Origin of the sequence: Nonomuraea sp. NPDC050790 (assembly GCF_044456745.1) — a bacterium.
Classification (GTDB): domain Bacteria; phylum Actinomycetota; class Actinomycetes; order Streptosporangiales; family Streptosporangiaceae; genus Nonomuraea.
The window spans coordinates 560,567-585,344 of record NZ_JBITGF010000007.1; the positions used below are offsets into that span (position 1 = coordinate 560,567).

Below are 24,778 nucleotides of genomic sequence, written 5' to 3' on the forward strand. Positions count from 1 at the left end.
CGTCCCGCACGCCTAGGGGGCCGGGGAGTTCTCCTCCTCGCCCAGGACGAGGGGGAGCAGGCCGGGGAAGCGGGCGTCGAACTCGGGGCGGCGCAGGCGGTTGAGGCGGCGGGAGCCCTCGTCGCGTTGTTCCAGCAGGCCGACGTTGCGCAGCACCGCGAAGTGGTGGCTGAGCGTGGACTTGGCGATCGGCAGGTCGTGGAAGGTGCCGCACGGGCGGGTCCAGTCGGGGACCGAGGCCAGTTCGCGGACGATCCGCCGGCGCATGGGATCGGCGAGGGCGTCCAGGGCGGCCTGCAGGCTCACCTCGACCGGAGAGGTGTGACTGAGTGAGCGCGTTCTGTTCGACTGCGATCGAACACTCGTGTACTGTTCCATCTCAGTCGAACACTCTACCCTCAGGGAGGCCCCGACCATGGACGGTCGCATCGGCGTCTGGCATCCGCTCCTGGGCCGCGGCCCGGCGCAAGCATCGAGGCGGGCCGCCGCCAAGCTGGAGTCCCTCGGCTACGGCACGCTGTGGGTCAACGAGGGGCCGGGCAGCAGGGAGCCGTTCGCCGCCGCCGCGATCCTCCTGGCCGCCACGCAGCGGGCAGCCGTCGGTACGGGCATCGCCAACATCTGGGCCCGCGACGCCGCGGCCATGTCCGCCGGAGCCGCCACCCTGGGCGAGGCGTTCGAGGGCAGGTTCATCCTGGGCATCGGCGTCAGCCACAGCGTCCTGGTGGAGGACCGGGGCCACACCTACGCCAAGCCGGTCAGCGCCATGCGCTCCTACCTGGACGCCATGGACCAGACCGCCACCGACGTCCCCACGCCGTCCCATCCGGCCCCGCGCCTGCTGGCCGCGCTGCGTCCGAAGATGCTGGAGCTGTCGCGCGAGCGAGCCTCCGGTGCCCACCCCTACTTCGTCCCGCCGGAGCACACCGAGAAGGCGAGGGCCATCCTGGGTCCTGACCGCCTCCTGGTCCCCGAGCAGGCCGTGGTCCTGGAGCCCGACCCGTCGCGGGCCCGCCGGATCGCCCGCGCCCACATGCACCACTACCTCCAGCTCCCCAACTACACCAACAACCTGCTGGACCTGGGCTACACCGACGCCGACCTGGCCGACGGCGGCAGCAACCGCCTGGTCGACGCCATCGTCGCCTGGGGTGACGAGGAGACGGTGCTGGGCCGCATCCAGGCCCACTGGGACGCGGGCGCCGACCACGTGGCCCTCCAGCCCCTGTCCCCGGAACGCCCCGACCTGGACGACGCCCTCACCCAGCTCGAACGCCTGGCTCCAGCCTTCCGGCCGTAGCCGCGCCGCGCGCCTGAGGCCGGAAGCTCGTCCACGGGAGCTCATCCCTCAAGCCGGCGGGCAAGGGGGAAAAGGGCTATGGGGGTCATAGGGAAAGGCTGCTGTCGCTTGGGTGACCTGGCCAAGTAGCGTCCGTAATGCCCGATACCTACCCAAGATCGAGTGGATGATGGACGAAGAGCTCATTCTGCTGAATCCCGGCCCGGCCTGCACCTCGAAGCGGGTCAAGGACGCCCTGCTCCGCGGTGACCTGTGCCATCGTGAGCCGGAGTTCACCGAGCTGCTGTTCAGGATCCGGGAGGCGCTGCCCCGTTCCCTGAACCTCGGCGGCACCCACGAGGCGCTGCTGGTCACCGGGTCAGGCACGGCGGCCATGGAGATGGCGGTCATCAGCTCCGTCCGGCGGGGACGCGGCGTGGTCATCGTCAACAACGGCGTCTACGGCGAGCGCATGATCAAGATCGCCCAGGCCCACGGCATCCCGTTCCACGAGGTCACGAGCGAGTGGACGGTCCCGGCCGACCCCAGGGCGGTCGAGGCGGCGCTGGCCGGGCACCCGGACGTGGACGCCGTCGTCTGCGTGCACCACGAGACCACCACCGGCCTGATCAACCCGATCAAGGAGATCGGCGAGGTCGTGGCGGCCCACGGGGCGCTGTTCGTGATCGACGCCATCTCCGGCACCGCCATCGAGGACCAGGACCTGTCGGAGGTCAGGGCGGACGTCGTCTGCGGCACCGCCAACAAGGGGCTGCACGGGCAGCCGGGCATGTCGTTCATCCTGTGCAGCGAGCGCTCGATCGAACGCCTCCAGCAGGTGCCCGAGCGCAGCCTCTACCTGAACGCGGCCGGCTATCTGAAGGGCCAGCGCAGGGGCGACGTGCCGTTCACCCCGGCGGTGCAGGTCTGCTACGCCCTCGACGAGGCGATCGCCGAATACGAGGAGGCGGGCGGGTTCGCCGCCAGGACGAGGCTCTACCGGGAGCGGGCCGCGCTGGTGCGGGGCCAGTTCGAGCGCCTCGGGCTGCGGATCCTGGTTGATGAACGATTCCGGTCCAACACGGTGACGATGCTTCACCTGCCGGAAAGCGTGACGTACGAAGCCCTTCACGACGAGCTCAAGAAGCGGGGATACGTTATCTACGCTGGTCAGGGGCGGCTTTCACGGGACTTCTTCCGGATCTGCACCATGGGGGAGATCCCCTGGCACCGGCTGGAGCAGCTTGAGGACGCGCTCCGGGAGTCCATCGAGGCAGCTAGGGGTTAACGCGACATGCAGCTCAACCTGCACCGGCTCTGGATCTTCATGACCGTGGTCGAGTGCGGCGGCTTCTCGGCCGCCGCGCAGAAGCTCTACCTGAGCCAGCCATCGGTGTCGCACCAGGTCAGGCAGCTTGAGCAGTCGCTTCGCACGACCCTGATCGACCGCAGCGGCGCGCGCATCAGGCTGACGCCCGAGGGCGAGGTCATGCTGGAGTACGCCAAGCGCGTGTTCCTGCTGGCCGACGAGGCGGTGGCGGCCATCCGCCAGGTGTCCGGCCTGCAGACCGGCACGCTGGTCGCGGGCGGCACCACCACGGTCGGCACGTACCTGCTGCCCCCGCTCCTGGCCGCCTTCCGCGACCGCCACCCCGGGATCGAGATCGGCATCCAGGTGGGCAACGCGCAGCGGGTCGAGCGCGGTCTGGTCGACGGCGAGATCGGCGTCGCGGTGCTGGCGGGCGAGCCGAGCGCCGCGCAACTGGTCAGCGAGCCGATCCTGGAGGACCGCCTCGTCCTGATCACGCAGCCGGGCCACAAGCTCTCCTCCACCGGTACGGCACAGCCGCACGAGCTGGCCGGAGAGCTGTTCCTGATCCGCGAGCCGGGCTCGTCCACCAGGGAGCTGCAGGAGGAGGCGCTGGAGACGTGGGGTCTGGAGGCGGCCGGCCGTACCGAGATCTGGGGGCCGGAGACGATCAAGCAGGCGGTGGCGGCGGGGCTGGGCGTCTCGCTGCTGTCGGAGCACTGCGTGGAGCAGGAGCTCGCCGACGGGCGGCTGGCGGCGGTGGAGGTCTCGCCGCTGCCGAAGCCGCGCCCGATCGTGCTGGCCCACCGCCGCGACCGTCTGCTCGGCCCGGCCGAGCAGGCCTTCATCGCCATGCTGCGGAACGTGCGTAGCTGGCCGGGGATCAACAGGTTGAGGAGCATTTCTTGAAGGCGCTGCCCTCCCGCGCGCAGGTTGTGATCATCGGTGGCGGCATCGTCGGCGTCAGCGTGGCCTACCATCTGGCCGAGCTCGGCTGGACCGACGTCGTGGTGCTGGAGCAGGGGCAACTGTCCTGCGGCACCACCTGGCACGCGGCCGGGCTCGTGGGCCAGCTCCGCAGCACCGAGAGCATGACGAGGCTGATCCAGTACAGCGCCGACCTGTACGCCCGGCTGGAGGCCGAGACCGGCTTCGGCACCGGCTGGAAGCAGTGCGGCAGCGTGAGCGTCGCCCGCACACCCGAACGCATGACGCAGCTCAGGCGCACCGCCGCCCAGGCCCGCGGCTACGGCGTGACCGCCGAGATCATCACCGCCGCGGAGGCGCGGGAGTTGTGGCCGGTCATGCGGGTGGACGACGTGGTGGGCGGCGTCTGGCTGCCGGGCGACGGCAAGGCCAACCCCTCCGACCTGACCCAGGCGCTGGCCCGCGGCGCCCAGCGGCGCGGCGTCCAGGTGGTCGAGCGCGTGCGCGTCACCGGCGTCACGGTCGAAGACCGCGTGGTGCGATCGGTGCGCACGTCGGAGGGCGAGATCGAGGCCGAGTACGTCGTCAACTGCGCCGGGCAGTGGGCCAGGCAGATCGGCCGCATGGCCGGGGTGACGGTGCCGCTGCACTCCGCCGAGCACTTCTACGTGGTCACCGAACCGATCGAGGGCGTACGCCCGGATCTGCCCGTCCTGCGTGACCCGGATGGCTACGCCTACTTCAAGGAGGAGGTCGGCGGCCTGGTCGTGGGCGGTTTCGAGCCCGACGCGAAGCCGTGGGGCATGGACGGCATCCCGCACCCGTTCGAGTTCCAGCTCCTGGAGGAGGACTGGGACCAGTTCTCGATCATCATGGAGAACGCGATCCAGCGTGTCCCCGCCCTGGAGACGACCGGGGTGCGCACGTTCTACAACGGCCCGGAGTCGTTCACGCCGGACAACATGTTCCTGCTGGGCGAGGCGCCCGAGGTGCGCGGCTTCTTCGTCGCGGCCGGGTTCAACTCCGCGGGCATCGCCTCGGCGGGCGGCGCGGGCAGGGCGCTGGCCGAGTGGATCGTGAACGGCGCGCCGACCGCCGACCTGTGGCCCGCCGACCCGCGGCGCTTCGCCCGCTGGGCGGACAACGACACCTGGCTGCGCGACCGCGTCACCGAGACGCTCGGCCTGCACTACGCGATGTCCTGGCCGAACAGGGAGCTGGAGACGGCCAGGCCGCTGCGCCGTTCGCCGGTGCACCACCTGCTCGCCGCCGCGGGCGCGTGCTTCGGCTCGAAGATGGGCTGGGAACGGGTCAACTACTTCGGTGAGGCGGCGCCGTACTCCTTCGGCCGGCCGGAGTGGCAGCCGAGGGTGAACGCGGAGGTCGGCGCGTGCCGGACGGAGGCGGCGCTGTTCGACCAGACGTCGTTCGCCAAGTTCACGCTGAAGGGCCCGGACGCGGCGGCGGCGCTGCGGTGGCTGTGCACGGCCGAGGTGGACGTCGAGGTGGGCCGGGTCGTCTACACGGGCCTGCTCAACGACCGGGGCGGCTACGAGTCCGACCTGACGGTGACGCGGGTGGCGCACGACGAGTACCTGATCGTGACGGGCTCGGCGCAGGCCACGCGGGACTTCGACGTGATCTCCAAGGGCCTGGGCGAGCACCGCGCCGTGCTGGTGGACGTCACCAGCGCCTACGCCGTCTTCAGCGTCATGGGCCCCAAATCCCAAGAAATCCTGCAAAGCGTGTCGAAGGCGGATTTCTTGGCATTCCCCTTCGGGACCTCGCGGCTCGTGGACCTCGGCCACGCCACCGTGCGCGCCACCCGCGTCACCTACGTCGGCGAGCTGGGCTGGGAGCTCTACGTCCCCGCCGAGTTCGCCGTCACCGTCTACGAGACCCTGCTCGCCACCGGCCTCACCCAGGCCGGTTACTACGCGATCGAGGCCATGCGCATCGAGAAGGGCTACCGCGCCTGGGGCCGCGAGCTCGGCCCCGAGGTCACGCCCGCCGCGGCCGGGCTCCGCTTCACCTGCAGGAAGACCGGCGGCTACCGAGGCGAGGAGCGGGCCATGGACGACCCGGGCCGCCACGTCGTCTCCATCGTGCTCGACGACCCCGAGGCCCACCTTTGGGGCGGCGAGTCGCTGCTGCACGACGGCGAGCCGGTCGGCTACGTCACCTCCGCCGCCTACAGCCCGACGCTCGGCACCACGGTCGCGCTCGGCTTCGTACACGATGCCACGCTGGAGAAGGCTCAGGTGGACGTCGCCGGAGAGATGTACTCTGCCCAGATCAGCCGCAAGGCGCCCTACGATCCCACCTCTTCGAGAGTGAAGGCATGAGCACATCCGAATTCGTCCTGACTCTGTCCTGTCCCGACCGGCCCGGCGTCGTGGCCGCGGTCTCGGGCCTGCTGGCCGAGCATGGCTGCAACATCAAGGAGAGCCAGCAGTTCGGTGACGAGCGGTTCTTCATGCGCGTGCAGTTCACCTCGCCCCTCGCCGAGGACGAGCTCAGGGCGGCTTTCGCCGCCCTGGCCCCCGACTTCGCCATGGAGTTCACGCTGCGCGACGTGGCGCGCAAGATGCGGGTGCTCATCATGGTCAGCAAGTTCGACCACTGCCTGAACGACCTGCTCTACCGGGTGCGCTCCGGCGCCCTGGACATCGAGATCGTCGGCGTGGCCTCCAACCACCCCGACCTGCGGCCGCTCACCCAGTCCTACGGCATCGACTACCACCACCTGCCGGTCACCCCCGAGACCAAGCCCAGGCAGGAGGCCGAGGTGCTCGCGCTGGTCGAGCACTACCAGGCCGAGCTGGTGGTGCTGGCCCGCTACATGCAGGTCCTGTCGGAGGACCTGTGCGAGAAGCTCGCCGGGCGGGCGATCAACATCCACCACTCGTTCCTGCCGTCGTTCAAGGGCGCCAAGCCGTACCACCAGGCGCACGCCCGCGGCGTGAAGCTGATCGGCGCGACCGCCCACTACGTCACCTCCGACCTCGACGAGGGCCCCATCATCGAGCAGGAGGTCGCCCGGGTCGGCCACGGCGACTCGCCGCAGGACCTGGTGCGGATCGGGCGGGACGTGGAGTGCGTGGCGCTGGCCAGGGCGGTGAAATGGCACACCGAGCAGCGCGTGCTGCTCGACGGCCACAAGACCATCGTCTTCTCTTAGGGCCGGTAGGTGCCGAAGAACCAGGTGTTGCCCTCGGGGTCGGCGCAGCCGTACTCGCGTGAGCCGTAGTGCTGGTCCACCAGCTCCATGGTGATGGTGGCGCCCGCCGCCTTGGCACGGTCGTGGTGGGCGTCGGGGTCGTCGACGGCGACGTAGATGCCGGGGCCGCCGGGCTTGCCCTGGCCCAGCATGATCATGTCCTCGCCCACCAGCAGTTCGGCATGGCGGACCACGCCCTGCTCGTCCTTGCTGATCTCGTGGGCGGTGAAGCCGAAGGCGGCGGTCAGGAAGTCGACGGCCGCGGCCGGGTCCTCGTAGCGCGCGAGCGCGAAAACGGTGCGTGTCATACGGCCGAGTCTGCCGGGGCCGCCACCGGGGGTCTTGGAAAAATCTGACCGGGTGTCTCTCCGCAGAACAGGCGGAAGTCCCGGTTCATGTGCGCCTGGTCGTAGTAGCCGCACGCGGCGGCGGCCTGGGCGGGCGGTACGCCGGAGCGCAGCAGGTTCCGCGCCCGCTCGAACCTGATCAGCCGCGCCGCCGCCTTCGGCGCCAGCCCGATCTCCTCGTGGAAGCGGGCGACCAGATGCCGGTGGCTCCAGCCGAGCTCCTCGGACAGGGCCGCCGCGCTCACCGAGCCGCCCGACTCCAGCAGCCGCGCCCAGGCCCAGCCGACCTCGCCGCGCGGCTCGGGGCCGCCGAGTATGCGGGTGGTCAGCATCGTCTCGAACCTGGCCAGCCGCTCGTGCCAGCCCGCCACCTGGCCCAGCCGCTCGGCCCAGCCCGCGAGCAGGTCGTCGGCGGGGACCACCAGGTTGGTCAGCTCACGCATCGGCACGCGGTACAGGCGACGCGCCCCGAACGGCGTGAGCAGCGCCTCCACGCCCTCGGTCGGCGCCTGGGTCGTGGTGACGGTGTAGCGGTCGGACAGGCCGCCGGTGAAGGAGGTGAACCGGCTCCCGTCCACCTCCATCGGCGCGCCGAAGCCGAGGATGAGCACCGCGCCCGGCATGGCCGCCTCCAGGCGGACGTGGGGCCGCGCGTACCGCTCGCGGTAGGCGTACAGCCCCGTGACGTACGGTCGCAGCGCGGGCCCGGGGACCCGCTCGACCATCGTCAGGTCGTCCACACTCCGACTATAGGTGCCCGCTCTTGGGCCGCGCCCGCAGCAGTTCGAGCCCGCGGTCCACGACCTCGGAGCGCTCCAGCCCGGTGACCTGCTCCAGCGGGAACCACGCCGCCCGGTCGGTGCTGCCGCCCACCTCGAAGCGCAGGTCGCCGCCCACGACTCGCGCCTCCCAGAACAGCCGTACCGCGTGGAACTCCGGCTCGGGATGGTAGCTGTCGACGCCGATCAGCACCTCGGGCACGACCGTGTAGCCGGTCTCCTCCTCGACCTCGCGCACCACCGCGTCGTAGGGGTCCTCGCCGTGCTCGACGCCGCCGCCGGGCAGGGTCCAGTGGCGGGTCTCCCGGTGGACGTAGTGGGCGAGCAGGATCTCCTCGCCGCGCACGATCATCCCGTACGCGGCCAGCCGCCGCCGGTTCACAGCCCGGTGTTCCCGGCCAGGAACGTGAGGGTGTCGGCCGACAGGTCGATGGTGCGGCTCAGCGAGCGCGCCCCGTGCCCGACCTCGGTCTCGTTGCGCAGCAGCACCGGCCGAGGCGAGCCGCTGGAGTGCTGCAGGGCGGCGCACATCTTCCACGCGTGCATCGGGTGCACGCGGCTGTCGGACTGGAAGACGGTGAAGAGCGTCGCGGGGTACGGCACGCCGTCCCCCACCCGGTGATAGGGCGAATAGCTCCAGAGCCACCCGAAGCTCTCGGGGTCCTCGGCCGAGCCGTACTCCACGTTCCACGTCGCGCCCAGGCCGAACAGCTCGTAACGCACCATGTCGAGCAGCGGCGCCGAGCAGACCACGGCCGCGTACAGCTCGGGCCGCTGGGTGAGGGCGGCGCCGACCAGCAGGCCGCCGTTGGAGCCGCCGGAGATGCCGAGCTGCGCGGGGGTGGTGACGCCGGTGGCGATGAGGTGCTCGGCCGCGGCGTGGAAGTCGTCGAAGACGTTCTGCTTGTTGCCGAGCATCCCGGCGCGGTGCCAGTCCTCACCCTCCTCGCCGCCGCCGCGCAGGTTCGCGATGGCGTAGACGCCGCCCGCCTCCACCCAGGTCAGGACCGAGGCCGAGTAGCCGGGCGTCATGGAGATGCCGAACCCGCCGTAGCCGTTGAGGATGGTCGGGCGCGGGCCGTCGCGGTCGACCGGCTCGATGACCAGCATGCGGACCTCGGTGCCGTCCTTGGAGGTGTAGACGACCTGCGAGGTCTTGACCGGCGGCACCTCGACCGCGCCGGGGGAAGCCGCCCACAGGGTGGTCTCGCCGGTGCGGGCGTCGTAGCGCTGGATGGTGGGCGGGGTGGTGTTGTCGGTGTAGCCGAACCAGGCCTCGTAGCCGCCCTCGGGACGCTCGGCGATGCCGCCGATCGTGCCCAGGCCGGGCGTGGGCACCTCGCCGGCGCGCGCGCCGTCCTCCAGGCGGTGCACGCTGATCTCGCTGATCGCGTGGCGGGTCCAGCCGACCAGCATGACCGGGCTGTCGAGATCGTCCAGGATCGCGAAGTCCGACAGCACCGCCTCGGCGTCCTCCGGGATCAGGTCGCGCCAGACCTGCGGCTCGGCGGGGTCGGCGACGCAGATCCGGCCGCGCGGGGCGTCGCGGTCGGTGTGCACGTACAGGCGGCCGTCGCGGCCGAAGTGCAGCCCGGTCTGCGCGTCCACGCCCTCCTGGACGACGACCAGGGCCGGGTCGTCGAGGGGGGAGGCGGTCAGGTCGGCGACCCAGAGATCGTTGCGCGGAGCCGTACCCTCTGAGGCGGAGATCTGCAGCCAGCGGCCGTCGCGCGAGACCGAGACGCCGTAGTAGTTCGTCATCTTCAGCCCGGCGCCGAAGATCATCACGTCGTCCTCGGTGGAGGTGCCGACGCGGTGCAGGTAGACGCGGCGGTGGTACTGCCGCTCGTTCTCCGGAACCTCCGTGCCCGGCAGGCGGCGCACGTAGTAGAACGCCTCGCCGCCGGGCAGCCACGCGATGGGGGAGTAGCGGCAGCGGTCGATCGGCCCCTCCAGCCGCCCGCCGGTCGCCACGTCGATGATGTACAGCACCGACTCCTCGTCGCCGCCCACCGAGATCTGGTACGCCAGCAGCCGCCCCTCCTTGTCCGGCTGGACGGCGTCGAGCGTCGTCAGCCCGGACGGGTCGATCCGCATGGGGTCGATCAGGGCCCGCTCGGTGCCGTCGGGGTCGACGACGTAGTAGACCGCGTGCTCCTGGCCGGGCATGCGCCGGGAGAAGAAGTGCCGCTCGCCACGCCACACCGGGACGCCGACCGAACCCGACTGCAGAAGCTCCTCGATCCGGTCGCGGAAACGCTGCGTCTTGGCGTGCTCGCGGTAGAGCGCCTCCTGTGCGAGAAGCCAGCCCTGCGTCTCCGGGCTGTCCGGGTCCTCGAGCCAGCGGTAGGGGTCGGGCACAGGGGTGCCGTGCAGGTCGTCGACGAGCTCTTCTCGGCGTGCGGCGGGATACATGCCTTGACCCTACCGGCGGGGCGTAAAGCGCAGGTGATCCGGGCATAAAACACACCGTGCGTCCCTCTGGTTCGTTAAGAGGTGGCGGGATACGTGCATTTGACGACAGACTTGGGCAGAGGGCGGCGCCGTGGTGACACCATCCGTCGGGCCGTCCGGCGGAGGTCCACGTGACGGAAGCATCTGTGCCCCAGGAGGGGCCGCCAGCCGGGACATGCCACGGCATGTCCCCTTTGATACGCGCCCTGCGGGGAGAGTCCTCGTGATGCGCCAGGTCCTGCTACTGAATGCCACCTATGAGCCGCTGACCACGCTCTCGCTGCACCGTGCCATCGTGCTGGTGCTGCGGGAGAAGGCGGACGTCGTCCACCGCGACGGCAGGGGAGCGGTGCTCCGCTCGGCCAGCCGTACCCTGGACGTGCCGTCGGTGATCAGGCTCAGAAGATATGTCCGTATCCCCTACCGGTCCCGCATCCCCCTGACCAGGGCCGCGCTGATGCGGCGCGACGACTTCCGCTGCGCCTACTGCGGTCAGAAGGCCGAGACGATCGACCACGTCATCCCGCGCTCGCGGGGCGGCACGCACACGTGGGAGAACTGCGTCGCCTCCTGCACGCCGTGCAACCATCGCAAGGCCGACAAGTTCCTGGAGGAGCTCGGCTGGTCGCTGCGCGTGTCCCCGGCGGTGCCGCGCGGAGCGCACTGGCGGCTGATCGGCGCCTCCATGGTCGGCGACCCTCAGTGGGCGCCGTACCTGGAAGCCGCCGCCTGACGAAACCGCTTTGAGGCCACATGCCGCGACCTGCGAGGATCGCGGCATGTGGTCTTTCACGGCGGATCTCGCGGCCTTCCCCGCCGCCGCCACCGCCTTCCTCCTCGACGATCCCGTCGGCAACACGGTGCCGCTGACGGTCATGGCCGCCGTCCGCTCCGGCCAGCCCGCGGAAGGCGCCTACTACGGCTGGTGGAGCGTGGACGGGCAGGTGCGGGGGGTCGCCTTCCGGACGCCTCCGGCTCCGCTCGGGCTGGCCGTGATGCCCGCCGAGGCCGTCGCGGAACTGGCCACGGCACTGGGCGAGCGGGAGATCCCCGAGGTGATGGGACCTCGGGAGCTGGTCGGCGGCTTCAGCAGGGCGCGCGGGGCGGCGCTCGCGCACACCGTCGAGGAACGCCTGTACCGTCTCGGCCGCCTCACCCCGCCAGATGTGCCCGGGGAGGGGCGCCGGGCCGTACCGGGGGATCTGCCGTTGCTCGTGAGCTGGTACCACGCGTTCGGCGAGGAGATCAGCGTCTCGGCCGACCGCGGCGACCAGACCGAGCGGGTGCTGCGCAGGATCGCCTCAGGCGACCTGTTCCTCTGGACCGACGGCGGGGCGCCGGTGTCGTTCGCGGGGCTGTCGATCGCGCAGGGCGGGGTCAGTCGCATCGGGCCGGTGTACACGCCGCCGTCCTGCCGCCGTCGCGGGTACGGCGCCGCCATAACCGCCCACGCCAGCCGGGTCGGCCTGGACGAACGGGCCAAGGAGATCGTCCTCTTCACCGACCTCGGGAACCCGACGAGCAACGCGATCTACCGCTCGATCGGCTACGAGCCCCACGCGGACTACGCCCACGTGACCTACGCGCCCTAATCTAGGGGCATGCCGCGTTACGACTTCCGCTGCCGCGCCTGCGGCTCCACGTTCGAGGTGTCGCGCCCGATGGCCGCCTCCGACGACCCCGCCACCTGCCCGGAGGGGCACGAGGACACCGTCAAGCTGCTGTCCACGGTCGCGATGACCGGCGGCGCGCCCGCGCCCCGGGGCGGCGGCGGTGGCGGCGGCTGCTGCGGGGGCGGCTGCTGCGGCTGACCGCCGCGCACCACGCTCACGAACCGAGCGTGGCCTCCGCCAGCTCCTGCCAGTCCTGCTCCCGCCCCGCACGGAACGCCGCGGTGAACCCGGTTTCGCCGAGGCGTTCGCGCGTGGCGTCGGCGATTCTGGCGGCGTCCGGGTGGGAGAGGTCGCGGGCGCCGCGTACGCCCTCGCTGGCCGCGAGCAGCCGTACCGCCTGCTCGTCCTGGCTCTGGCGCAGCGCCAGATCCGCGACCCCGATCAGCATCCCGGCCACCAGCGGCGGGTACGGCGCCAGCATGGCCGCCTCCAGCGCCAGGCGCCGATGCGCGCGGGCCTCGTCCAGATCCTCGGCGAGGTAGCCGAGCAGGTCCTGGATCCTGGCCCTGGCCATGACGCTCGCCTCCGCCTCGCCCAGCCGGGCCCGCACCGCGTCCAGGCCGCGGCGGGCCTCGTCGGGCTCGCCACGCCAGTACGCGAGCTGCGCCGCGGAGAGCTCCAGGTCGGCGAGCTCCTCCGGCCAGGTGATCCCGCCCGCGCTGCGCCGCGCCGCGGCCATGGCGGACGCGCTGGCCCGCGCGTCGCCGAGCAGCCAGTACAACTGGGCCTGCCGCGCCCGCAGGCTGACCACCTCCTCCCGCACGCCCAGCTCCTTCAGCGCCGTCGCCGCCTCGTCGAAGTGCTCGCACGCGCGGGCGAACTCGCCGCGCATGGCCAGCCGGTCGGCCAGGAAGGTCAGCGCCAGCGAGATGCCCATCCGCTCACCCAGCGCGCGGAACTCGGCGAGCGCGATCTCGACATCGGTGTCCACGTCGGTCTCGTCGGCGCCGAGCGTGAGCCGCAGCCGCCCGCGCGTGAGCCGGCCCTGCGCGCGCACCCACGGATCGTCGTCGGTGACCAGCGGGTCCAGCGCGCGCAGGAACCCTCCCGACGGCTCCAGCAGCAGCAGCTTCCACAGCTCGGCGAACTTGAGCAGGGAGTGCCCGGACCCGCTGCTCAGCGTGTAGCGATGCGCCTCGTTGATCCACTTCTCCGCCTGGAACTGGTCGCGGCCCACCCCCGAGGTCAGGAACATCGTCACGACCGTGTACGCCAGCGCCCGCGTCTCCTCCTCGACCTCGCCGGGCAGGGAGGACGCGGCGATGCTCAGCTCGGTGCCCTCGGCGCGGAACCCGCCCAGGTACCAGTACCAGCCCGCGACGCCGGCCAGCCGCATCGCCTCCTCGGCCCATCCCTCGGCGATCGCGCCGCGCAGGGCCGTACTTATGTTGTCGTGCTCGGTGTTCAGCCTGGCCAGCCAGTCGAGCTGCTCGGCACGGCGCAGGTGCGGCTCGGCCGTCTGCGCCAGCTCGGTGAAGTAGGCCAGGTGAGCCCGGCGTGCCGCCTCGACCTCCCCGGCCTCGGCCAGGCGGTCGGCCGCGTACTCCCTGATGGTGTTGAGCATCCGGTAGCGCGGCTCGTCCTCGCCGTCGGTGAGCAGCAGCGACTTGTCGACCAGCGCGGCCAGCACGTCGAACACCAGCTCGCCGTCGAGCTCCGCCTCCTCGCACACCCGCTCGGCCGCCTCCAGGCCCACCCCGCCGGAGAACACCGACAGCCGCCGCAGCACGCCGCGCTCCGCCTCGGTCAGCAGGTCCCAGCTCCAGTCCACGACCGCGCGCAGCGTCTTGTGCCTCGGCAACACGGTACGGCTGCCGCTGGTCAGCAGCCGGAAGCGGTCGTCGAGCCGGCGGGCGAGCTGGTCGACGGACATGGCGCGCAGGCGGGCCGCGGCCAGTTCGATCGCCAGCGGCACCCCGTCCAGCGCCCGGCAGATCCGCTCCATGGCCGCCAGCGTGGCGGCGTCGGAGCCGAGGTTCTTGCGGACTAGGTCCGCGCGGTCGCGCAGCAGCCGCACCGCCGGCGAGGACCCGATCTCGGCGGGCTCGGCCCCCACCGCGGGCAGCGCGAGCGGCTCGACCTGCCACAGCACCTCGCCGGTGATGCCCAGCGGCTCCCTGCTCGTGGCCAGGATCCGCAGCCGCCTGCACTCGCCCAGGAGCCGGTCGGCGAAGGCCGCGCTCTGCTCGATCAGGTGCTCGCAGTTGTCCAGGATCAGCAGGATCGTGCGCTCGCGCAGCGCCGTCAGCAGCCGGTCCATCGGCTCGCCGTCCCGCGCGCCGCCGAGCAACGGCTGGTCACGCAGGCCGATCGCGCTGAGGGCGGCCTGCGCGAGGTCGCCGCCCGGCCCCACCGCGGCCAGCTCGACCAGCCAGGCCCCGTCGGGCAGCTCGGACAGCATCGTGCGCGCGGTCTCGGTGGCCAGCCGCGTCTTGCCGGAGCCGCCCGCCCCGGTCAGGGTGACCAGCCGGTGTCCCATGGCGAGCCCGGCGACCACGCCGACGTCGGCGTCCTTGCCCACGAAGCTGGTCAGCTCGGCGCGCAGGTTCGTCCTGCGGTTCTCGGTCCGCTCGCCGATCTCGCCCCGCAGCAGCGCCGTGTGCAGCGCGGACAGCTCCGCCGACGGGTCGGCGCCCAGTTCGTCGGCGAGCCGTTCGCGGGTGCGCTGGTAGACGGTCAGCGCCTCGTTGCCGCGCCCCGCCTCGGCCAGCGCCCGCATCAGCGCCGCCACGAACCCCTCGCGCAGGGGGTAGGCGGCCACCAGCCCGGTCAGCTCGGAGACCAGCTCGGAACCGCGGCCCAGCCGGATGTCGGCGTCCACCCGGTCCCCGAGCGCGGCGACGTGCAACTCGTCCAGGCGGGTGATCACGGCGTCGAACGCCTCGCTGTCCTGCAACGCGATGTCGGCCATCGCCGAGCCGCGCCACAACTCCAGGGCCGCGCGCAGCAGCTCCGCCCTGGCCGAGGGCTCGGCGGCACGGGCCTGGCCGACCAACTGCTCGAACCTGGACACGTCCACGGCGTCCGCGCCCACGGCCAGCCGGTAGCCGCCCGCGTCGGCCTCGACCACGCCGTCGGGCAGCACTCTGCGCAGCCTGGAGACCAGCGCCTGCAGGGCGTTCACCTCGTCGGCGGGCGGTTGCTCCCCCCAGATCCAGTCGACCAGCCTCGTCCGTGAGACGACCCGGCCGGGTTCGAGGGCGAGGGCGGCGAGCAGCGCGCGCAGCCGAACCCCCGGAACCTCGACGACGGTCCCATCCTGGTTCCGGACCTCGAAGGGCCCAAGCAGTCCAACTCGCACATCGGTCATTGTGCCGAACCTTGACGACCAGGCACGAATCGCCGTCCTTCGCAGCCGGGCCGTCACCCCGCTCGTTCGTCGCGCGGGCCCTTGTCGTGCGGCCCTGGTTGTGCGGCTCTTTCTCTTATGGCTCTTGCTTGTACGGCTGCGCGGTCATCGTCCTGACCACGAGCCGGGCCACGGCTTCGACGGTGGCCACGCCGTACCCCATGGCCGGGCTGCGCTCCGACAGCACCGCCAGCAGCAGGTCGTGGCCGCCGGTCTGGAGGCGGCCCACGCTGTTGACCGTCCACAGGCCGTCGTGGGCGCTGGCCGGCAGCCAGCCGTTCTTGAGCGCGACCTTTCCGGCACCGGCCGCGGCGCTCACCCCCCACGCCTGGTCGGGCACGACGTCCGACATCAGATCCAGGGCGAAGCGCCGGTGGGCCGGTGTCAGCGGGCCCTGCGGGTCGGTGAGCCGGTCGAGCACCTTGACCTGGGCGGACGGACGGCTGAGGGTGGTGCCCCACGAGTGTTCCGGCCAGATGCGCCGGATGCCCTGCTCACGTAGCGCCGCCTTCAGACCGTCGCGCCCGCCGATCGCCCGGTACAGCTCGTAGGCGCAGTCGTTGTCGCTGACCTTGATCATCCGGCTGGCCGTCCGCCGCTCTTCCCTGGTCAGCCGCCGTCCCTCCTTCTGCGCCTTGAGGGCGAGGGCCAGGAGGATGTCCACCTTGGCGACACTGGCCAGCATGAACGGCTCGCGTTCCCGGTAGGCGTAGCGGGTGGAGGCGACCCGGTCGTACACGGCCACGGCAGCCCGTCCAGGCCGCGCGGCCAGATACCGCCCCAGGGCCTTGTCCAGCTTCCCCCGCACCTCATCGGGCAAGGGCCGCTGAGCCCCGACCGGCACCCCCACCGCCCGAACCGGCACCCCCGCGGCCGATGCCACCACCGTCTGGACCGGCACCCCCTCGTCGGCCAGCGGCCCAGAAGTCCGTCGGTGTGGCCCCGGCACCAGCCCGGCAGCACGCATGGCGGCCGGAGCAGCAGGACCTGCGGCCTCCAGACCGGCGAATGGGCCGATCGCCAGACCGGCCGATGACACGGACGCCCTGCCCTGCCACCACACTGCGGTTGATCCCGATGCCAAGTCCGGCGCGTGTGATCCCGATGCCAAGCCTGGCCACCGCAGCGTGGGCTCGAACTTGGCCATGACGGTGTCGGCGGGCCTCTCGGCTTGGAAGGCAGGGCCGTGTGGGGTGATCGGGAGGCCGGTGTCCACGCCCGAACAGGCGGCCATGGTGACCGTCAAGGCGGTGATGAGCCAGATCCCCCGAACGCGCATGAGCGCGAGCCTGCCAGCCGCCACGCCAACGACCTGGGGCAGAGTAGGTCACCCAACCCCAAAGATTCCCCCTCCCGGCAACTCCGGCGGGAGGGGGAACGCGCTCAGGCCACCTTGCGGCGCTGGAACGGGAGGAAGCGGTCGGCCAGGTGGGGACGGGACGGGTTGAGGGTGGGCTCGACCGCCAGCACACGATCGAACCTGAACGCCCTGATCCCGCGGCGCATCCTGCACACCCCCACCAGGTACCAGTACTCCCGGTGGACCAGGCAGGTCACCGGCTCCACGTCACGGATCGTCACGTGTCCGGCGGCGTCCTGGTAGTGCAGGCGGATCATGAGGCGGCTGGTGATCGCGTCGGCGATGACGCGGGCTCGGGAGGCCACGTCGGAGGGCAGGGGATCGGTGAGGGTGGCCAGGGTGGTGGCGATGACGTCGTCGTCGAGGTCGAGATGCTCGAAGACGTTGCGCAGGCCGCGCCGGGCGGTGACGGCCTGCGGTCCGGCTCCCAGGTGCGCCAGGGAGAGGGCCAGGGCGGCGATTTCGGCGGTCGTCAGCGGGCGGGTGTGAGACTTCACATCGATACCCATACCCAAACACTAGCTCCTGCCACCGACAATTTTCGAAAGCCAGTACGGACCCCCACCCGCCCAAACCCACCCACCAACCCGCCCACTCGGCCCCCGTCCCCGCTCGTCCCCGTCCCGCTCGCCCCCGCCCCCGCCCCGTTCGGCCCCCGTCCCCGCTCGTCCCCGTCCCGCTCGCCCCCGCCCCGAGGCACGCCTCCGGTTCCCCGTGCTCGGCCTGCCCGGGTCTCGGGTCACCGCCGTCGGGTCGCCCTTCGGGGTGCGCCATTCGGCCCCCTGTCTAGCGGGTCACGCCTCCGGGCCCCTGCGTTAGCGGGGTTGCCCAGGGCGCTGCGGTGGCGCTGGTCCGGGCCCCGGGGCGTGCCTCTGGTGTCGGTCTGCCGGGGGCGCGGGCCGTGGGGAGTGGTGGTTGGGCTGGTCGGCGAGGGGGGTTAGATCCAGCCCTTGCGGGTGGCGGCTACGCCGGCGGCGAAGCGGGTTTCGGCGCCCAGTGCGCTCATGGCCACCGCGATGTGCCGTCGTACCGTCCGCACGCTGATGCCCGTCTCGTGGGCGATCTGCTCGTCGGTCTTGCCCGCCGCCAGTTGCAGGACCACGCGCCGCTGGGCGCGGGTGAGGGGGATGTCCTCGCCCTCGGCGTCCACCGAGTCCCGCCACATGAGGTCGAACCAGTCGGCGAGCATCCCCAGCAGGTCGGGCGAGGTGACGAGCAGTGCGGGCAGGCCGGTCGCCGTGGCCGCCACCAGTGCCGTCGCGTCGTCGACCATGATCATCTTGGTGGGGATCGACCGGCGCATCCGTACCGTCTCACCGGCCACCGCGGAGTCGCTCATCAGCCGCCGCCCCCAGGGCACATTGCTGTAGGCGGCGTCGTACAGGCCGAGGTAGCGGGCGCCGCCCTCCAGCGCGGCCGGGGGCGGGAGTAGGAGGCGGTGCGGGGTGGGCTCGGTCTCGAAGGCGATGGTGAAGGCGGCCCGGACGAGACGGGTCCCGGCGGCGTACAGTTCCACGGCCTTCGCGGCGGCCTCCGCCATCGTGGGGATGACCTGGACCCCGCTGATCGGCGGTGAGGCGGAGTGCTCGTCGTGGGCGCCCAGCCGGCCGGCGAGCGCCCGCCAGCCGGCGGCCAGGCGGGCCTGGCGGCCGGTGAGCTCGGCGTGTTCGCGGTCCAGCAGCACGCGCAGGGCGGCGGCGGTGCCGACCGGTCTGAGCAGGGCGTCGCCCTCGCCGCCGCGGAAGGCGACGCCCATCGAGAGCAGTTCGAGGGTCTCCGGCGCGTCCCCGTCGACGTCCACGTCCAGTTCCAGCGCCCCGCTGGAGGCGAGCCGGTCGTAGAGCGCCTGTGCCCGCGGACTGACCAGCCCCGCCAGGCTGTTTTCCGCCATCGGACCCTCCTATGGGCGTGGGATCAGCCCCAGCCCACGCCGTCGTCGAACCACAGCATGACTTCCTCCCCCGTATCTATGTGGAGCTTCCTGACATGTCCTTTGTAGGAGAGGCCGGGAAGGCGCACAGCCTGGAGGGTTTCAGGGGAGGGACGTGGTCAACGCCGGGCGGTCGCCTGTTCGCCCAGGGCGGCGATGCCGTACAGGAGGCCGCCGACCAGGTCGCCCACGCTGAACGCGGTCGCCATCGACATCGCGGTCAGCCGGCAGGCCCCGTCCGACAGCCGCTGCCTGGCGTTCTCGCCGGTCACGATCTCCAGGGCCCTGCCCTCCACGTCCACCAGGACGACCACCCCGTTCTCGGCGTCGTCGCCGAGCGCGGCGTGCAGGCGTTCGGCGAAGTGGCGACGGGCGCCGACGGGTTTGCCGAGGTAGACGCCGAAACGCAGCCCGCTTCGGCGCTCGGCGAGCTGGAGCGCCTGGCGCAGGTCGTCGGCCTGGCCCGCGGTCAGCACACGCATGGTCTCACCATCCCGCCGTCGCTCCGCCGATGTTCCTGCCCGGTTCCGCGGTCTCGGCCGCGGCCGCCCAGTCGACCTCCGGCGCGGGCGCCCAGCGGGCGGGCCGGTCGGCCAGCACCAGGTCGGAGGTGCTGACGCCGTGCTCGCTTCTGGACGGCCCGCCCAGCCAGACCGGCCCCTCCGCCGCCCTGCGGGCCGTACCGCGCCCCGGCGCCATGACGAGCAGGCTGATCAGCACGAAGATGACGAGGGAGGCCCCGATGAGGAAGCCGAGGATCTGCCACGCGCTGCTCACACCCTGACCGTAATCCCGGTTCGGCTGCCCGGCCAGACCTCTTGTGAGAGAGTCTGAACCAAGATCCCCCACAAGAGGTCAAAACTGCTGTGGACACACCTGAATCGATCGGTCGGTATCCGGTTGAGCGTGCCCTCGGCGCCGGCGCCTTCGCGTCGGTGTGGCTGGCGCGGGACGACCGGCTGCAGTCGTACGTCGCCATCAAGGTGCTCGCCGAGAACTGGTCGGTGGAGCCCGCGGTGCGGGAGCGGTTCGTCAAGGAGGCCCGGCTGCTGCGCCAGGCCGACTCGCCGCACATCGTCCAGGTCCACGACATCGGGGAGCTTCCAGACGGCAGGCCGTACTTTGTCATGACTTATGCGGACATGGGGACTCTCGCCGGACGCCTCGCGGACGGGCCCCTGCCGGTGCCCGAGGTGCTGCGGCTCGTCGGCGAGATCGCCGGCGGTGTGGGGGAGCTTCACCAGCTCGGCATCGTGCATCGGGATCTCAAGCCGTCCAACGTGCTGTTCCGTTCGGTTACGGGCGGGGGCGAGCGGGCGATGGTGGCCGACCTCGGTGTCGCGCGGGCGCTCGCCGACGCCACCAGCCACACGATCGCCGCGGGCACGCCCGGCTACATGGCGCCCGAGCAGATGCGCCTCGACGGCGCGCCCGACGAGCGGGCCGACGTGCACGGGCTGGGGGCCCTCGCCTATCACCTGCTCACGGGCCAGGTTCCCGGTTCAGGCGCGGTACGGCTGGCGCCCCACCGCCTGCGCCCCGAGGTCCCGGAACGGGTCAGCACGGCCGTCATGAAGGCCATCGACCCCGACCCGGACCGGCGCTGGCAGAGCGTGGCCGAGTTCGACGCGGCCCTGCGCGGCACCGATCCCGCCCTGGTCGCCGACCCCCAGGACCACGGCCTGGCCCAGGAACCTCCCGGGCGGGCCGGCGAACCGCGCCGCCGTTCGTGGCGCAGGCCGCTGCTGGCGGGAGGAGCGGCCGTGGTGGTCGCGGGCGCGGTCGTGGCGGTGATCCTGACCCGCGGCGGCGGTCCCGAGCCGCCCACGCCGGGAACCGGCGCCTCCACCACGAGCCTGGAGGAACTGCCCCAGAACGACCTGCGCCCGGACGCCCCGGTGCCCAAGCAGTACCGCCAGGCGATCGTCGAGGCGGGCACGTGGTGCGCCGACATCAAGGGCCTGTCGCCCGCGCTGGTCGCGGCGGTGCTGAAGGTCATGAGCGACTTCGACCCCAACCTGAGCGACAAGGAGAAGGACGAGTTCGGCATCGCCCGCTGGACGCCCCGTGTGCTGCGCCACTGGCAGCCGGGCGGCCTCAACCAGCCGGAGCCGCGCCCGCCGTACAGTGTGGAGCTGTCGGTGCAGTCGATGGGCCGCTTCTTCTGCGTCCTCGGCCAGCAGATCTCCAACATCCCCGGCGATCCCGCCGCGAACCTGGCCGCGCTCTTCCTGTCGGGGGTGGAGCCGATGAAACGCTCGAAGGGCGTGCCGCCGTTCACGAAGGAGCGCGTGGATCGGATCATGAAATATCGGGATGAGTACCGCAAGCGCTAAGGCAGCAACCGCAGGTCCGTGTCCACCACCAGGTTGAACCGGAGCGCCAGATTGATCAGGGCGGCACGCTGCCAGTCGGCCTTGCCTCCGTCCTCGGCCTGCTTCACCCGAAGCTTCGTCCTGGCCAGGTAGTCGATGTGGAAGTTGGCGCCGCTCCTGGTGAGGTCGTGCCCCGACAGCCGCTCGATGAGCTGCGGCACCGTCGGCACCACCGTGCTGGACGGGTCGCGCAGCCTGGGCTCGCACAGCGCGACCAGGATGAGGAAGTACTTGGCGGTCCGGTCCAGCGGGAACACGCCCATGGTGGTCGCGCCGGAGCCGGCCACGGTGGCGGCCTTGCCGTACACGTGCTCGGGGGCGAAGACGAGGAAGCCGGTCGTGCCGTGCTCGGCGGGAAGGATCACCCGCGAGAACTCGAACGGCACCGGCATGCCCATCCGCTGCGGCGGCACCTTGACGAACTCGCCGCCGCCCTCGGGGTTCTCGACCACGTAGGTGCGGTCGGTGGTGAGGTTGGCGATCAGCCAGTAGTCGTCGACCGCGGTGATGCGCCCGGCCATGCGCGACACGGCCCGGTCGGCGATCACGATGTCCACGGGGACGTCGTCGGCGCCGCGGCCGAACGTGGCGGTTTCGCCGGGGTTGAGCTCGGCCGCCACGGCCGTGTCGGTCTGGATGAGAACGGTGCGCATGGCCATGGTTGTAACGTCCTCGCCCTCTATGCAGCCATCTGTAAGCTTCCAGGGTTTACCAGACCCCGGGCCGCCGATCACCCCAGAATCCGCCCCGGTACGCCTCGACCTGGGCCGACAAGGAGATCAGCACCCCTTCCTCCCCGGTACGGCCGGCCAGCATGACCCCGATCGGCAACGCGTCCTCGGTCCAGTAGAGCGGCAGGTTGACCGCGGGCTGCCCGGAGACGTTGTAGATGGCCGGGAAGGCGGCGAAGCGCTTCATCCGCTCGAACGTCAGCTCCGGGTCCTCGCCCTCCTCGAACCAGCCGACGGGCCGGGGCGGCTGGGTGAGCGTCGGGGTGAGGATCGCGTCGTAGGCGTTGGTGACCGTGAGCGCGATCCGCGTGGCGAGCTGGAGCGCCGACTGCGCCTGGAGGAAGGACGGGGCGGGGGTGGCGAAGCCGCGCTCGCGCAGCCACCTGGTCAGCGGCCGGAGCGTGTCCTGCCTGTCGTCGGCGACCGGGTGCATGCAGGCGAAGGAGTACCAGAGGGTCACGAACTGCGGCACCAGTTCGGCCCCGAACGGCGGCGCGATGTCGACGACCTCGTGCCCGAGCGCGGCCAGCGTCTTCGACGCCTCCTCGTAGGCCGCCATGACCTCGGGATCGACCTCGGCGCCCGGCACCACGGGCTCGGCGTAGCGGGCGACGCGCAGGCGTCCCGGCGGCCGGGTGGCGCACTCCAGGAACGTGCCCTCGTGCGGCGGCGGGAGGTAGAGGTCGCCGGGGTTGTTGTGGGCCATCACGTCGAGCAGGGCCGCGGCGTCGGCGACGGTCCGGGCGATCGGCCCGTTCGTCGACATGCCCGCGAGGTCGGGGATGATCGGGGCGAAGCTGATGCGGCCGCGGGTCGGCTTGATGCCGAACAGGCCGCACGCGGCGGCCGGGATCCTGATCGAGCCCGCGCCGTCGCTGCCCTGCGCGACCGGGGCCAGGCCCGCGGCCACGGCCGCCGCCGCGCCGCCGCTCGAACCGCCGGCCGAGCGCGTGAGGTCCCACGGCGTGCGGGCGGGAGGTGACACATATGTCTCGGTGTAGCAAGGCAGCCCGAACTCGGGGGTCGAGGTCTTGCCGAGCATGATCGTGCCGGCCGCGCGCAGCCGTTCGACCACGGTGTCGTCGACCGGCGCGACGAACCCCTGGTAGGCGGCCGATCCGAAGCTGATCGGGACGTCCTTGACCAGGTTCAGGTCCTTGATCGGCACCGGCACGCCGGCCAGCGGGCCGTCGGGCGCCGCCTTCTCCAGCTCCCGTGCCTGCGCGATCGCCCGCTCCGCGGTGACGGTGACGTACGCGCCGACCTCGGCGTCGAGACGGTCGATTCGATCAAGGTAGTGACGGGTCAGCTCGACCGGCGACAGCTCGCCGTTCCTGATCGCTTTGCCCTGGTCAAGCGCCGAGAGATCGTGAATCGCACTCACACTACTGAACAGTAGGGATCTCTAGCGGAGAATGTAATAGATACCCGGAAATCGGACGAGGAACACGATGACCTGGGCCATAAAAGTATGGACGCCCTAACACTAGGAAACCCGACGATCAGCAAGCTACCTTGAGTTACGTGGACTCCGACCTCCAGCGAGAAGACGGTCACAATACGTCACCGATCTGGGTGAGCGACAGGCCGGAAGAAGAGGCCCGCGCGAGCCAGAAGCCGCCGGCCGCGGCGCCCGCGTCGACGTATGCCCCCATCGAGCGCACCTCCTTGCGCGTGCTCATGCGGCAGCCGCGATACCGCCGGCTGCGCAACCGGGCGCTGATCGCGATCGGGGTCGGCGTGGTCGTCGGGATCTTCGCCCGTGACTGGCGGATCGGCGTCACCGCCGCGATCGTGGCGGCCATCGCCGACACCGTCTACCGCGCCAGATCGGCCTCGTCCGTGCCCGCCTGGCGCCGGTCCTCCGTGGCGGAGCGCCGTACGGAAGGCCAGCTCAAGCGGCTCGAACGCAGCGGCTACCGCACGCTCCACGCCCGCGCGATCCCCGGCAGCGAGGCCCAGATCGACCACCTGGTCATCGGCCCCACCGGCGTGTACGCGGTCGACTCGGAGAAGTGGGACAAGCGGCTGCCGGTACGCGTGCAGATGGGCAAGAAGCTCTTCCACGGCCCCTTCGACATGAAGCCCAGGATCACCGAGGCCAAGTGGGAGGCGGCGCAGGCCAGCGAGCTGATCACCAAGGCGTTCGGCCGCGAGGTCTCCGTCGTGCCCTCCCTGGCGATCTACGGCCCGCCGGTGCCGTGGAAGGTCATGAACATCCGCGGCGTGGACGTCTACGAGGGCACCCGCGCCCGCAAGTGGATCACGAAGCGGGAGCACGCGCTCACCCAGGAAGAGATCGACCGCCTCTACGAGATCGCGGAGAGCGTCCTTCCTCCTCGCTACGGCGACGCCTGAGCCGTTCGGCCAGCTCGTCCAGGTCCCCGGCCAGCTCGGCGCTGGCCGGGATCCCCGTCGGCGGCACCCTGGACAGCATCGCGCTGCCGAAGCCCGCCACGACCACGGCCTGGTCGACCAGCTCGTCCACGTCGGGCCACGGGAAGTCCGGCTGCGCCAGCACCAGCGCGACGCACCCGTGCACCGACGACCACAGCGTGAGCGCGAGCCGCCGCGGGTCGCCGCGCAGGATGCCCGACTCCACGCACCGCTCGACGACCGCCACCATGTGCCCGAAACAGGCCGCAGCGGCGGCCGGCACCGCCTCGCGCTCGCTCAGGGGCGGCCGCATGAGCAGCACCCGGTACTGCACGGGATGTTCCAGGGCGAAGCGCGCGTAGGCCCGGCCGCAGCGGCCGAGGGCGCGGAACGGGTCGCCGTGGTCGTTCTCGCGGAACAGCCGGCCCAGCTCGTCCCACACCCGCAGGCACACCGCCTCCAGCAGGGCCTCCTTGTCGGCGAAGTGCAGGTACACCGACGGCGTGGACACGCCCGCGCGGGCGGCGACCGCCCGCAGCGTCAGCGCCTCCTCGGCGCCCGACTCGGCGAGCAGGTCCTCGGCGGCCCGCAGGATCTCCTCGCGCAGCAGTGCTCCCTCGCCACGCCGGGCTCTGGTCCTGGTCACGCATCTCACATTGACGTTGTTAA

General features: G+C 71.7%; 25 protein-coding genes. 10 read left to right on the forward strand and 15 right to left on the reverse strand.

What is annotated here, in order from left to right; translation table 11 throughout:
• Positions 1–12: 12 nt before the first annotated feature.
• Complete coding sequence (locus ACIBEJ_RS35815; RefSeq protein WP_397187348.1) at positions 13–306, reverse strand: ArsR/SmtB family transcription factor; 294 nt, start codon at positions 304–306, stop codon at positions 13–15.
• A gap of 109 nt (positions 307–415) precedes the next feature.
• Here ACIBEJ_RS35815 and ACIBEJ_RS35820 point away from each other — a divergent pair, with 109 nt between their 5' ends.
• The 5 genes from ACIBEJ_RS35820 to purU all read left to right on the forward strand — a co-directional run bounded on the left by ACIBEJ_RS35820 (position 416) and on the right by purU (position 6,696).
• Complete coding sequence (locus ACIBEJ_RS35820; protein ID WP_397187350.1) at positions 416–1,300, forward strand: TIGR03620 family F420-dependent LLM class oxidoreductase; 885 nt, start codon at positions 416–418, stop codon at positions 1,298–1,300.
• A 166-nt stretch (positions 1,301–1,466) separates the two neighbouring features.
• Positions 1,467–2,567, forward strand: a complete 1,101-nt coding sequence (locus ACIBEJ_RS35825; RefSeq protein ID WP_397187352.1) for a pyridoxal-phosphate-dependent aminotransferase family protein — start codon at positions 1,467–1,469, stop codon at positions 2,565–2,567.
• Between the two features lie 6 nt (positions 2,568–2,573).
• Positions 2,574–3,497: a LysR family transcriptional regulator gene (locus ACIBEJ_RS35830; protein ID WP_397187353.1), complete on the forward strand. Its 924-nt coding sequence runs from the start codon at positions 2,574–2,576 to the stop codon at positions 3,495–3,497.
• A complete protein-coding gene (locus ACIBEJ_RS35835; RefSeq protein WP_397187355.1) occupies positions 3,494–5,860 on the forward strand; it encodes an FAD-dependent oxidoreductase in 2,367 nt (788 codons plus the stop codon). Before ACIBEJ_RS35830 ends, ACIBEJ_RS35835 begins: the two co-directional genes overlap by 4 nt.
• Positions 5,857–6,696, forward strand: a complete 840-nt coding sequence (gene purU, locus ACIBEJ_RS35840; protein ID WP_397187356.1) for a formyltetrahydrofolate deformylase — start codon at positions 5,857–5,859, stop codon at positions 6,694–6,696. Before ACIBEJ_RS35835 ends, purU begins: the two co-directional genes overlap by 4 nt.
• Here the strand turns inward: purU and ACIBEJ_RS35845 are convergent.
• The 4 genes from ACIBEJ_RS35845 to ACIBEJ_RS35860 are packed head-to-tail and all read right to left on the reverse strand — an operon-like array spanning position 6,693 to position 10,276.
• Positions 6,693–7,043 carry a VOC family protein gene (locus tag ACIBEJ_RS35845; protein WP_397187357.1) on the reverse strand — a complete coding sequence of 117 codons (351 nt, stop codon included), beginning with the start codon at positions 7,041–7,043 and terminating at the stop codon, positions 6,693–6,695. The two genes, purU and ACIBEJ_RS35845, sit on opposite strands and share 4 nt — an antisense overlap.
• Positions 7,040–7,822 carry a helix-turn-helix domain-containing protein gene (locus ACIBEJ_RS35850; protein WP_397187358.1) on the reverse strand — a complete coding sequence of 261 codons (783 nt, stop codon included), beginning with the start codon at positions 7,820–7,822 and terminating at the stop codon, positions 7,040–7,042. Before ACIBEJ_RS35850 ends, ACIBEJ_RS35845 begins: the two co-directional genes overlap by 4 nt.
• A 7-nt stretch (positions 7,823–7,829) precedes the next feature.
• Entirely contained in the window at positions 7,830–8,243 is a 414-nt protein-coding gene (locus ACIBEJ_RS35855) for an NUDIX hydrolase (RefSeq protein ID WP_397187359.1), read from the reverse strand.
• Positions 8,240–10,276, reverse strand: coding sequence for a prolyl oligopeptidase family protein (locus tag ACIBEJ_RS35860; RefSeq protein WP_397187360.1), 2,037 nt, complete (start codon positions 10,274–10,276; stop codon positions 8,240–8,242). The genes ACIBEJ_RS35855 and ACIBEJ_RS35860 overlap by 4 nt, the downstream gene beginning before the upstream one ends.
• Positions 10,277–10,541: 265 nt before the next feature.
• Here ACIBEJ_RS35860 and ACIBEJ_RS35865 point away from each other — a divergent pair, with 265 nt between their 5' ends.
• From ACIBEJ_RS35865 to ACIBEJ_RS35875, 3 genes are read left to right on the forward strand one after another with little or no spacing between them, the layout of a single operon-like run.
• Complete coding sequence (locus tag ACIBEJ_RS35865) at positions 10,542–11,048, forward strand: HNH endonuclease (RefSeq protein WP_397187441.1); 507 nt, start codon at positions 10,542–10,544, stop codon at positions 11,046–11,048.
• Between the two features lie 46 nt (positions 11,049–11,094).
• A complete protein-coding gene (locus tag ACIBEJ_RS35870; protein WP_397187361.1) occupies positions 11,095–11,907 on the forward strand; it encodes a GNAT family N-acetyltransferase in 813 nt (270 codons plus the stop codon).
• 9 nt (positions 11,908–11,916) lie between these two features.
• Positions 11,917–12,126, forward strand: coding sequence for a zinc ribbon domain-containing protein (locus ACIBEJ_RS35875; RefSeq protein ID WP_397187362.1), 210 nt, complete (start codon positions 11,917–11,919; stop codon positions 12,124–12,126).
• Positions 12,127–12,142: 16 nt separating this feature from the next.
• Here the strand turns inward: ACIBEJ_RS35875 and ACIBEJ_RS35880 are convergent, their stop codons facing one another.
• From ACIBEJ_RS35880 to ACIBEJ_RS35905, 6 genes are all read right to left on the reverse strand, one after another.
• The gene (locus tag ACIBEJ_RS35880; protein WP_397187363.1) at positions 12,143–15,298 is read right to left on the reverse strand and encodes a BTAD domain-containing putative transcriptional regulator; all 3,156 of its coding nucleotides are present in this window, start codon (positions 15,296–15,298) and stop codon (positions 12,143–12,145) included.
• 115 nt (positions 15,299–15,413) lie between these two features.
• The gene (locus ACIBEJ_RS35885) at positions 15,414–16,145 is read right to left on the reverse strand and encodes a serine hydrolase (protein ID WP_397187364.1); all 732 of its coding nucleotides are present in this window, start codon (positions 16,143–16,145) and stop codon (positions 15,414–15,416) included.
• 575 nt (positions 16,146–16,720) lie between these two features.
• Positions 16,721–17,206, reverse strand: coding sequence for a helix-turn-helix transcriptional regulator (locus ACIBEJ_RS35890; RefSeq protein WP_397187365.1), 486 nt, complete (start codon positions 17,204–17,206; stop codon positions 16,721–16,723).
• A 428-nt stretch (positions 17,207–17,634) separates the two neighbouring features.
• Entirely contained in the window at positions 17,635–18,588 is a 954-nt protein-coding gene (locus tag ACIBEJ_RS35895) for a LuxR C-terminal-related transcriptional regulator (protein ID WP_397187366.1), read from the reverse strand.
• Positions 18,589–18,746: 158 nt separating this feature from the next.
• On the reverse strand, positions 18,747–19,109 hold the full coding sequence (locus ACIBEJ_RS35900) for a DUF5130 family protein (RefSeq protein ID WP_397187367.1): 363 nt from the start codon (positions 19,107–19,109) through the stop codon (positions 18,747–18,749).
• A gap of 4 nt (positions 19,110–19,113) precedes the next feature.
• Complete coding sequence (locus ACIBEJ_RS35905; protein ID WP_397187368.1) at positions 19,114–19,404, reverse strand: hypothetical protein; 291 nt, start codon at positions 19,402–19,404, stop codon at positions 19,114–19,116.
• Between the two features lie 89 nt (positions 19,405–19,493).
• Here ACIBEJ_RS35905 and ACIBEJ_RS35910 point away from each other — a divergent pair, with 89 nt between their 5' ends.
• Positions 19,494–20,963, forward strand: a complete 1,470-nt coding sequence (locus ACIBEJ_RS35910) for a serine/threonine-protein kinase (RefSeq protein ID WP_397187369.1) — start codon at positions 19,494–19,496, stop codon at positions 20,961–20,963.
• Here the strand turns inward: ACIBEJ_RS35910 and ACIBEJ_RS35915 are convergent.
• The 3 genes from ACIBEJ_RS35915 to ACIBEJ_RS35925 form a co-directional block, all read right to left on the reverse strand.
• Positions 20,960–21,655 carry a winged helix-turn-helix domain-containing protein gene (locus tag ACIBEJ_RS35915; RefSeq protein ID WP_397187370.1) on the reverse strand — a complete coding sequence of 232 codons (696 nt, stop codon included), beginning with the start codon at positions 21,653–21,655 and terminating at the stop codon, positions 20,960–20,962. The genes ACIBEJ_RS35910 and ACIBEJ_RS35915 overlap by 4 nt on opposite strands.
• 55 nt (positions 21,656–21,710) lie before the next feature.
• Positions 21,711–23,117: an amidase gene (locus tag ACIBEJ_RS35920; RefSeq protein WP_397187371.1), complete on the reverse strand. Its 1,407-nt coding sequence runs from the start codon at positions 23,115–23,117 to the stop codon at positions 21,711–21,713.
• Positions 23,118–23,286: 169 nt separating this feature from the next.
• Entirely contained in the window at positions 23,287–23,415 is a 129-nt protein-coding gene (locus ACIBEJ_RS35925) for a hypothetical protein (RefSeq protein ID WP_397187373.1), read from the reverse strand.
• Between ACIBEJ_RS35925 and ACIBEJ_RS35930 the strand changes: the two genes are divergently transcribed.
• Positions 23,414–24,091, forward strand: coding sequence for a nuclease-related domain-containing protein (locus tag ACIBEJ_RS35930; protein ID WP_397187374.1), 678 nt, complete (start codon positions 23,414–23,416; stop codon positions 24,089–24,091). The two genes, ACIBEJ_RS35925 and ACIBEJ_RS35930, sit on opposite strands and share 2 nt — an antisense overlap.
• On the opposite strand, the gene ACIBEJ_RS35935 is transcribed toward ACIBEJ_RS35930, so the two are convergent.
• Positions 24,018–24,755, reverse strand: a complete 738-nt coding sequence (locus tag ACIBEJ_RS35935) for a TetR/AcrR family transcriptional regulator (RefSeq protein WP_397187375.1) — start codon at positions 24,753–24,755, stop codon at positions 24,018–24,020. The two genes, ACIBEJ_RS35930 and ACIBEJ_RS35935, sit on opposite strands and share 74 nt — an antisense overlap.
• Positions 24,756–24,778 lie beyond the last annotated feature (23 nt).

Excerpts from the sequence above, each read along its gene's own strand:
- ACIBEJ_RS35820 (WP_397187350.1), top strand. The coding sequence starts at position 416 with ATGGACGGTCGCATCGGCGTCTGGCATCCGCTCCTGGGCCGCGGCCCG.
- ACIBEJ_RS35825 (WP_397187352.1), top strand. The coding sequence starts at position 1,467 with ATGATGGACGAAGAGCTCATTCTGCTGAATCCCGGCCCGGCCTGCACC.
- ACIBEJ_RS35830 (WP_397187353.1), top strand. The coding sequence starts at position 2,574 with ATGCAGCTCAACCTGCACCGGCTCTGGATCTTCATGACCGTGGTCGAG.
- purU (WP_397187356.1), top strand. The coding sequence starts at position 5,857 with ATGAGCACATCCGAATTCGTCCTGACTCTGTCCTGTCCCGACCGGCCC.
- ACIBEJ_RS35845 (WP_397187357.1), bottom strand. The coding sequence starts at position 7,043 with ATGACACGCACCGTTTTCGCGCTCGCGCGCTACGAGGACCCGGCCGCG.
- ACIBEJ_RS35860 (WP_397187360.1), bottom strand. The coding sequence starts at position 10,276 with ATGTATCCCGCCGCACGCCGAGAAGAGCTCGTCGACGACCTGCACGGC.
- ACIBEJ_RS35865 (WP_397187441.1), top strand. The coding sequence starts at position 10,542 with ATGCGCCAGGTCCTGCTACTGAATGCCACCTATGAGCCGCTGACCACG.
- ACIBEJ_RS35870 (WP_397187361.1), top strand. The coding sequence starts at position 11,095 with ATGTGGTCTTTCACGGCGGATCTCGCGGCCTTCCCCGCCGCCGCCACC.
- ACIBEJ_RS35875 (WP_397187362.1), top strand. The coding sequence starts at position 11,917 with ATGCCGCGTTACGACTTCCGCTGCCGCGCCTGCGGCTCCACGTTCGAG.
- ACIBEJ_RS35880 (WP_397187363.1), bottom strand. The coding sequence starts at position 15,298 with ATGACCGATGTGCGAGTTGGACTGCTTGGGCCCTTCGAGGTCCGGAAC.
- ACIBEJ_RS35890 (WP_397187365.1), bottom strand. The coding sequence starts at position 17,206 with ATGGGTATCGATGTGAAGTCTCACACCCGCCCGCTGACGACCGCCGAA.
- ACIBEJ_RS35895 (WP_397187366.1), bottom strand. The coding sequence starts at position 18,588 with ATGGCGGAAAACAGCCTGGCGGGGCTGGTCAGTCCGCGGGCACAGGCG.
- ACIBEJ_RS35900 (WP_397187367.1), bottom strand. The coding sequence starts at position 19,109 with ATGCGTGTGCTGACCGCGGGCCAGGCCGACGACCTGCGCCAGGCGCTC.
- ACIBEJ_RS35915 (WP_397187370.1), bottom strand. The coding sequence starts at position 21,655 with ATGCGCACCGTTCTCATCCAGACCGACACGGCCGTGGCGGCCGAGCTC.
- ACIBEJ_RS35930 (WP_397187374.1), top strand. The coding sequence starts at position 23,414 with ATGCGGCAGCCGCGATACCGCCGGCTGCGCAACCGGGCGCTGATCGCG.
- ACIBEJ_RS35925 (WP_397187373.1), bottom strand. The coding sequence starts at position 23,415 with ATGAGCACGCGCAAGGAGGTGCGCTCGATGGGGGCATACGTCGACGCG.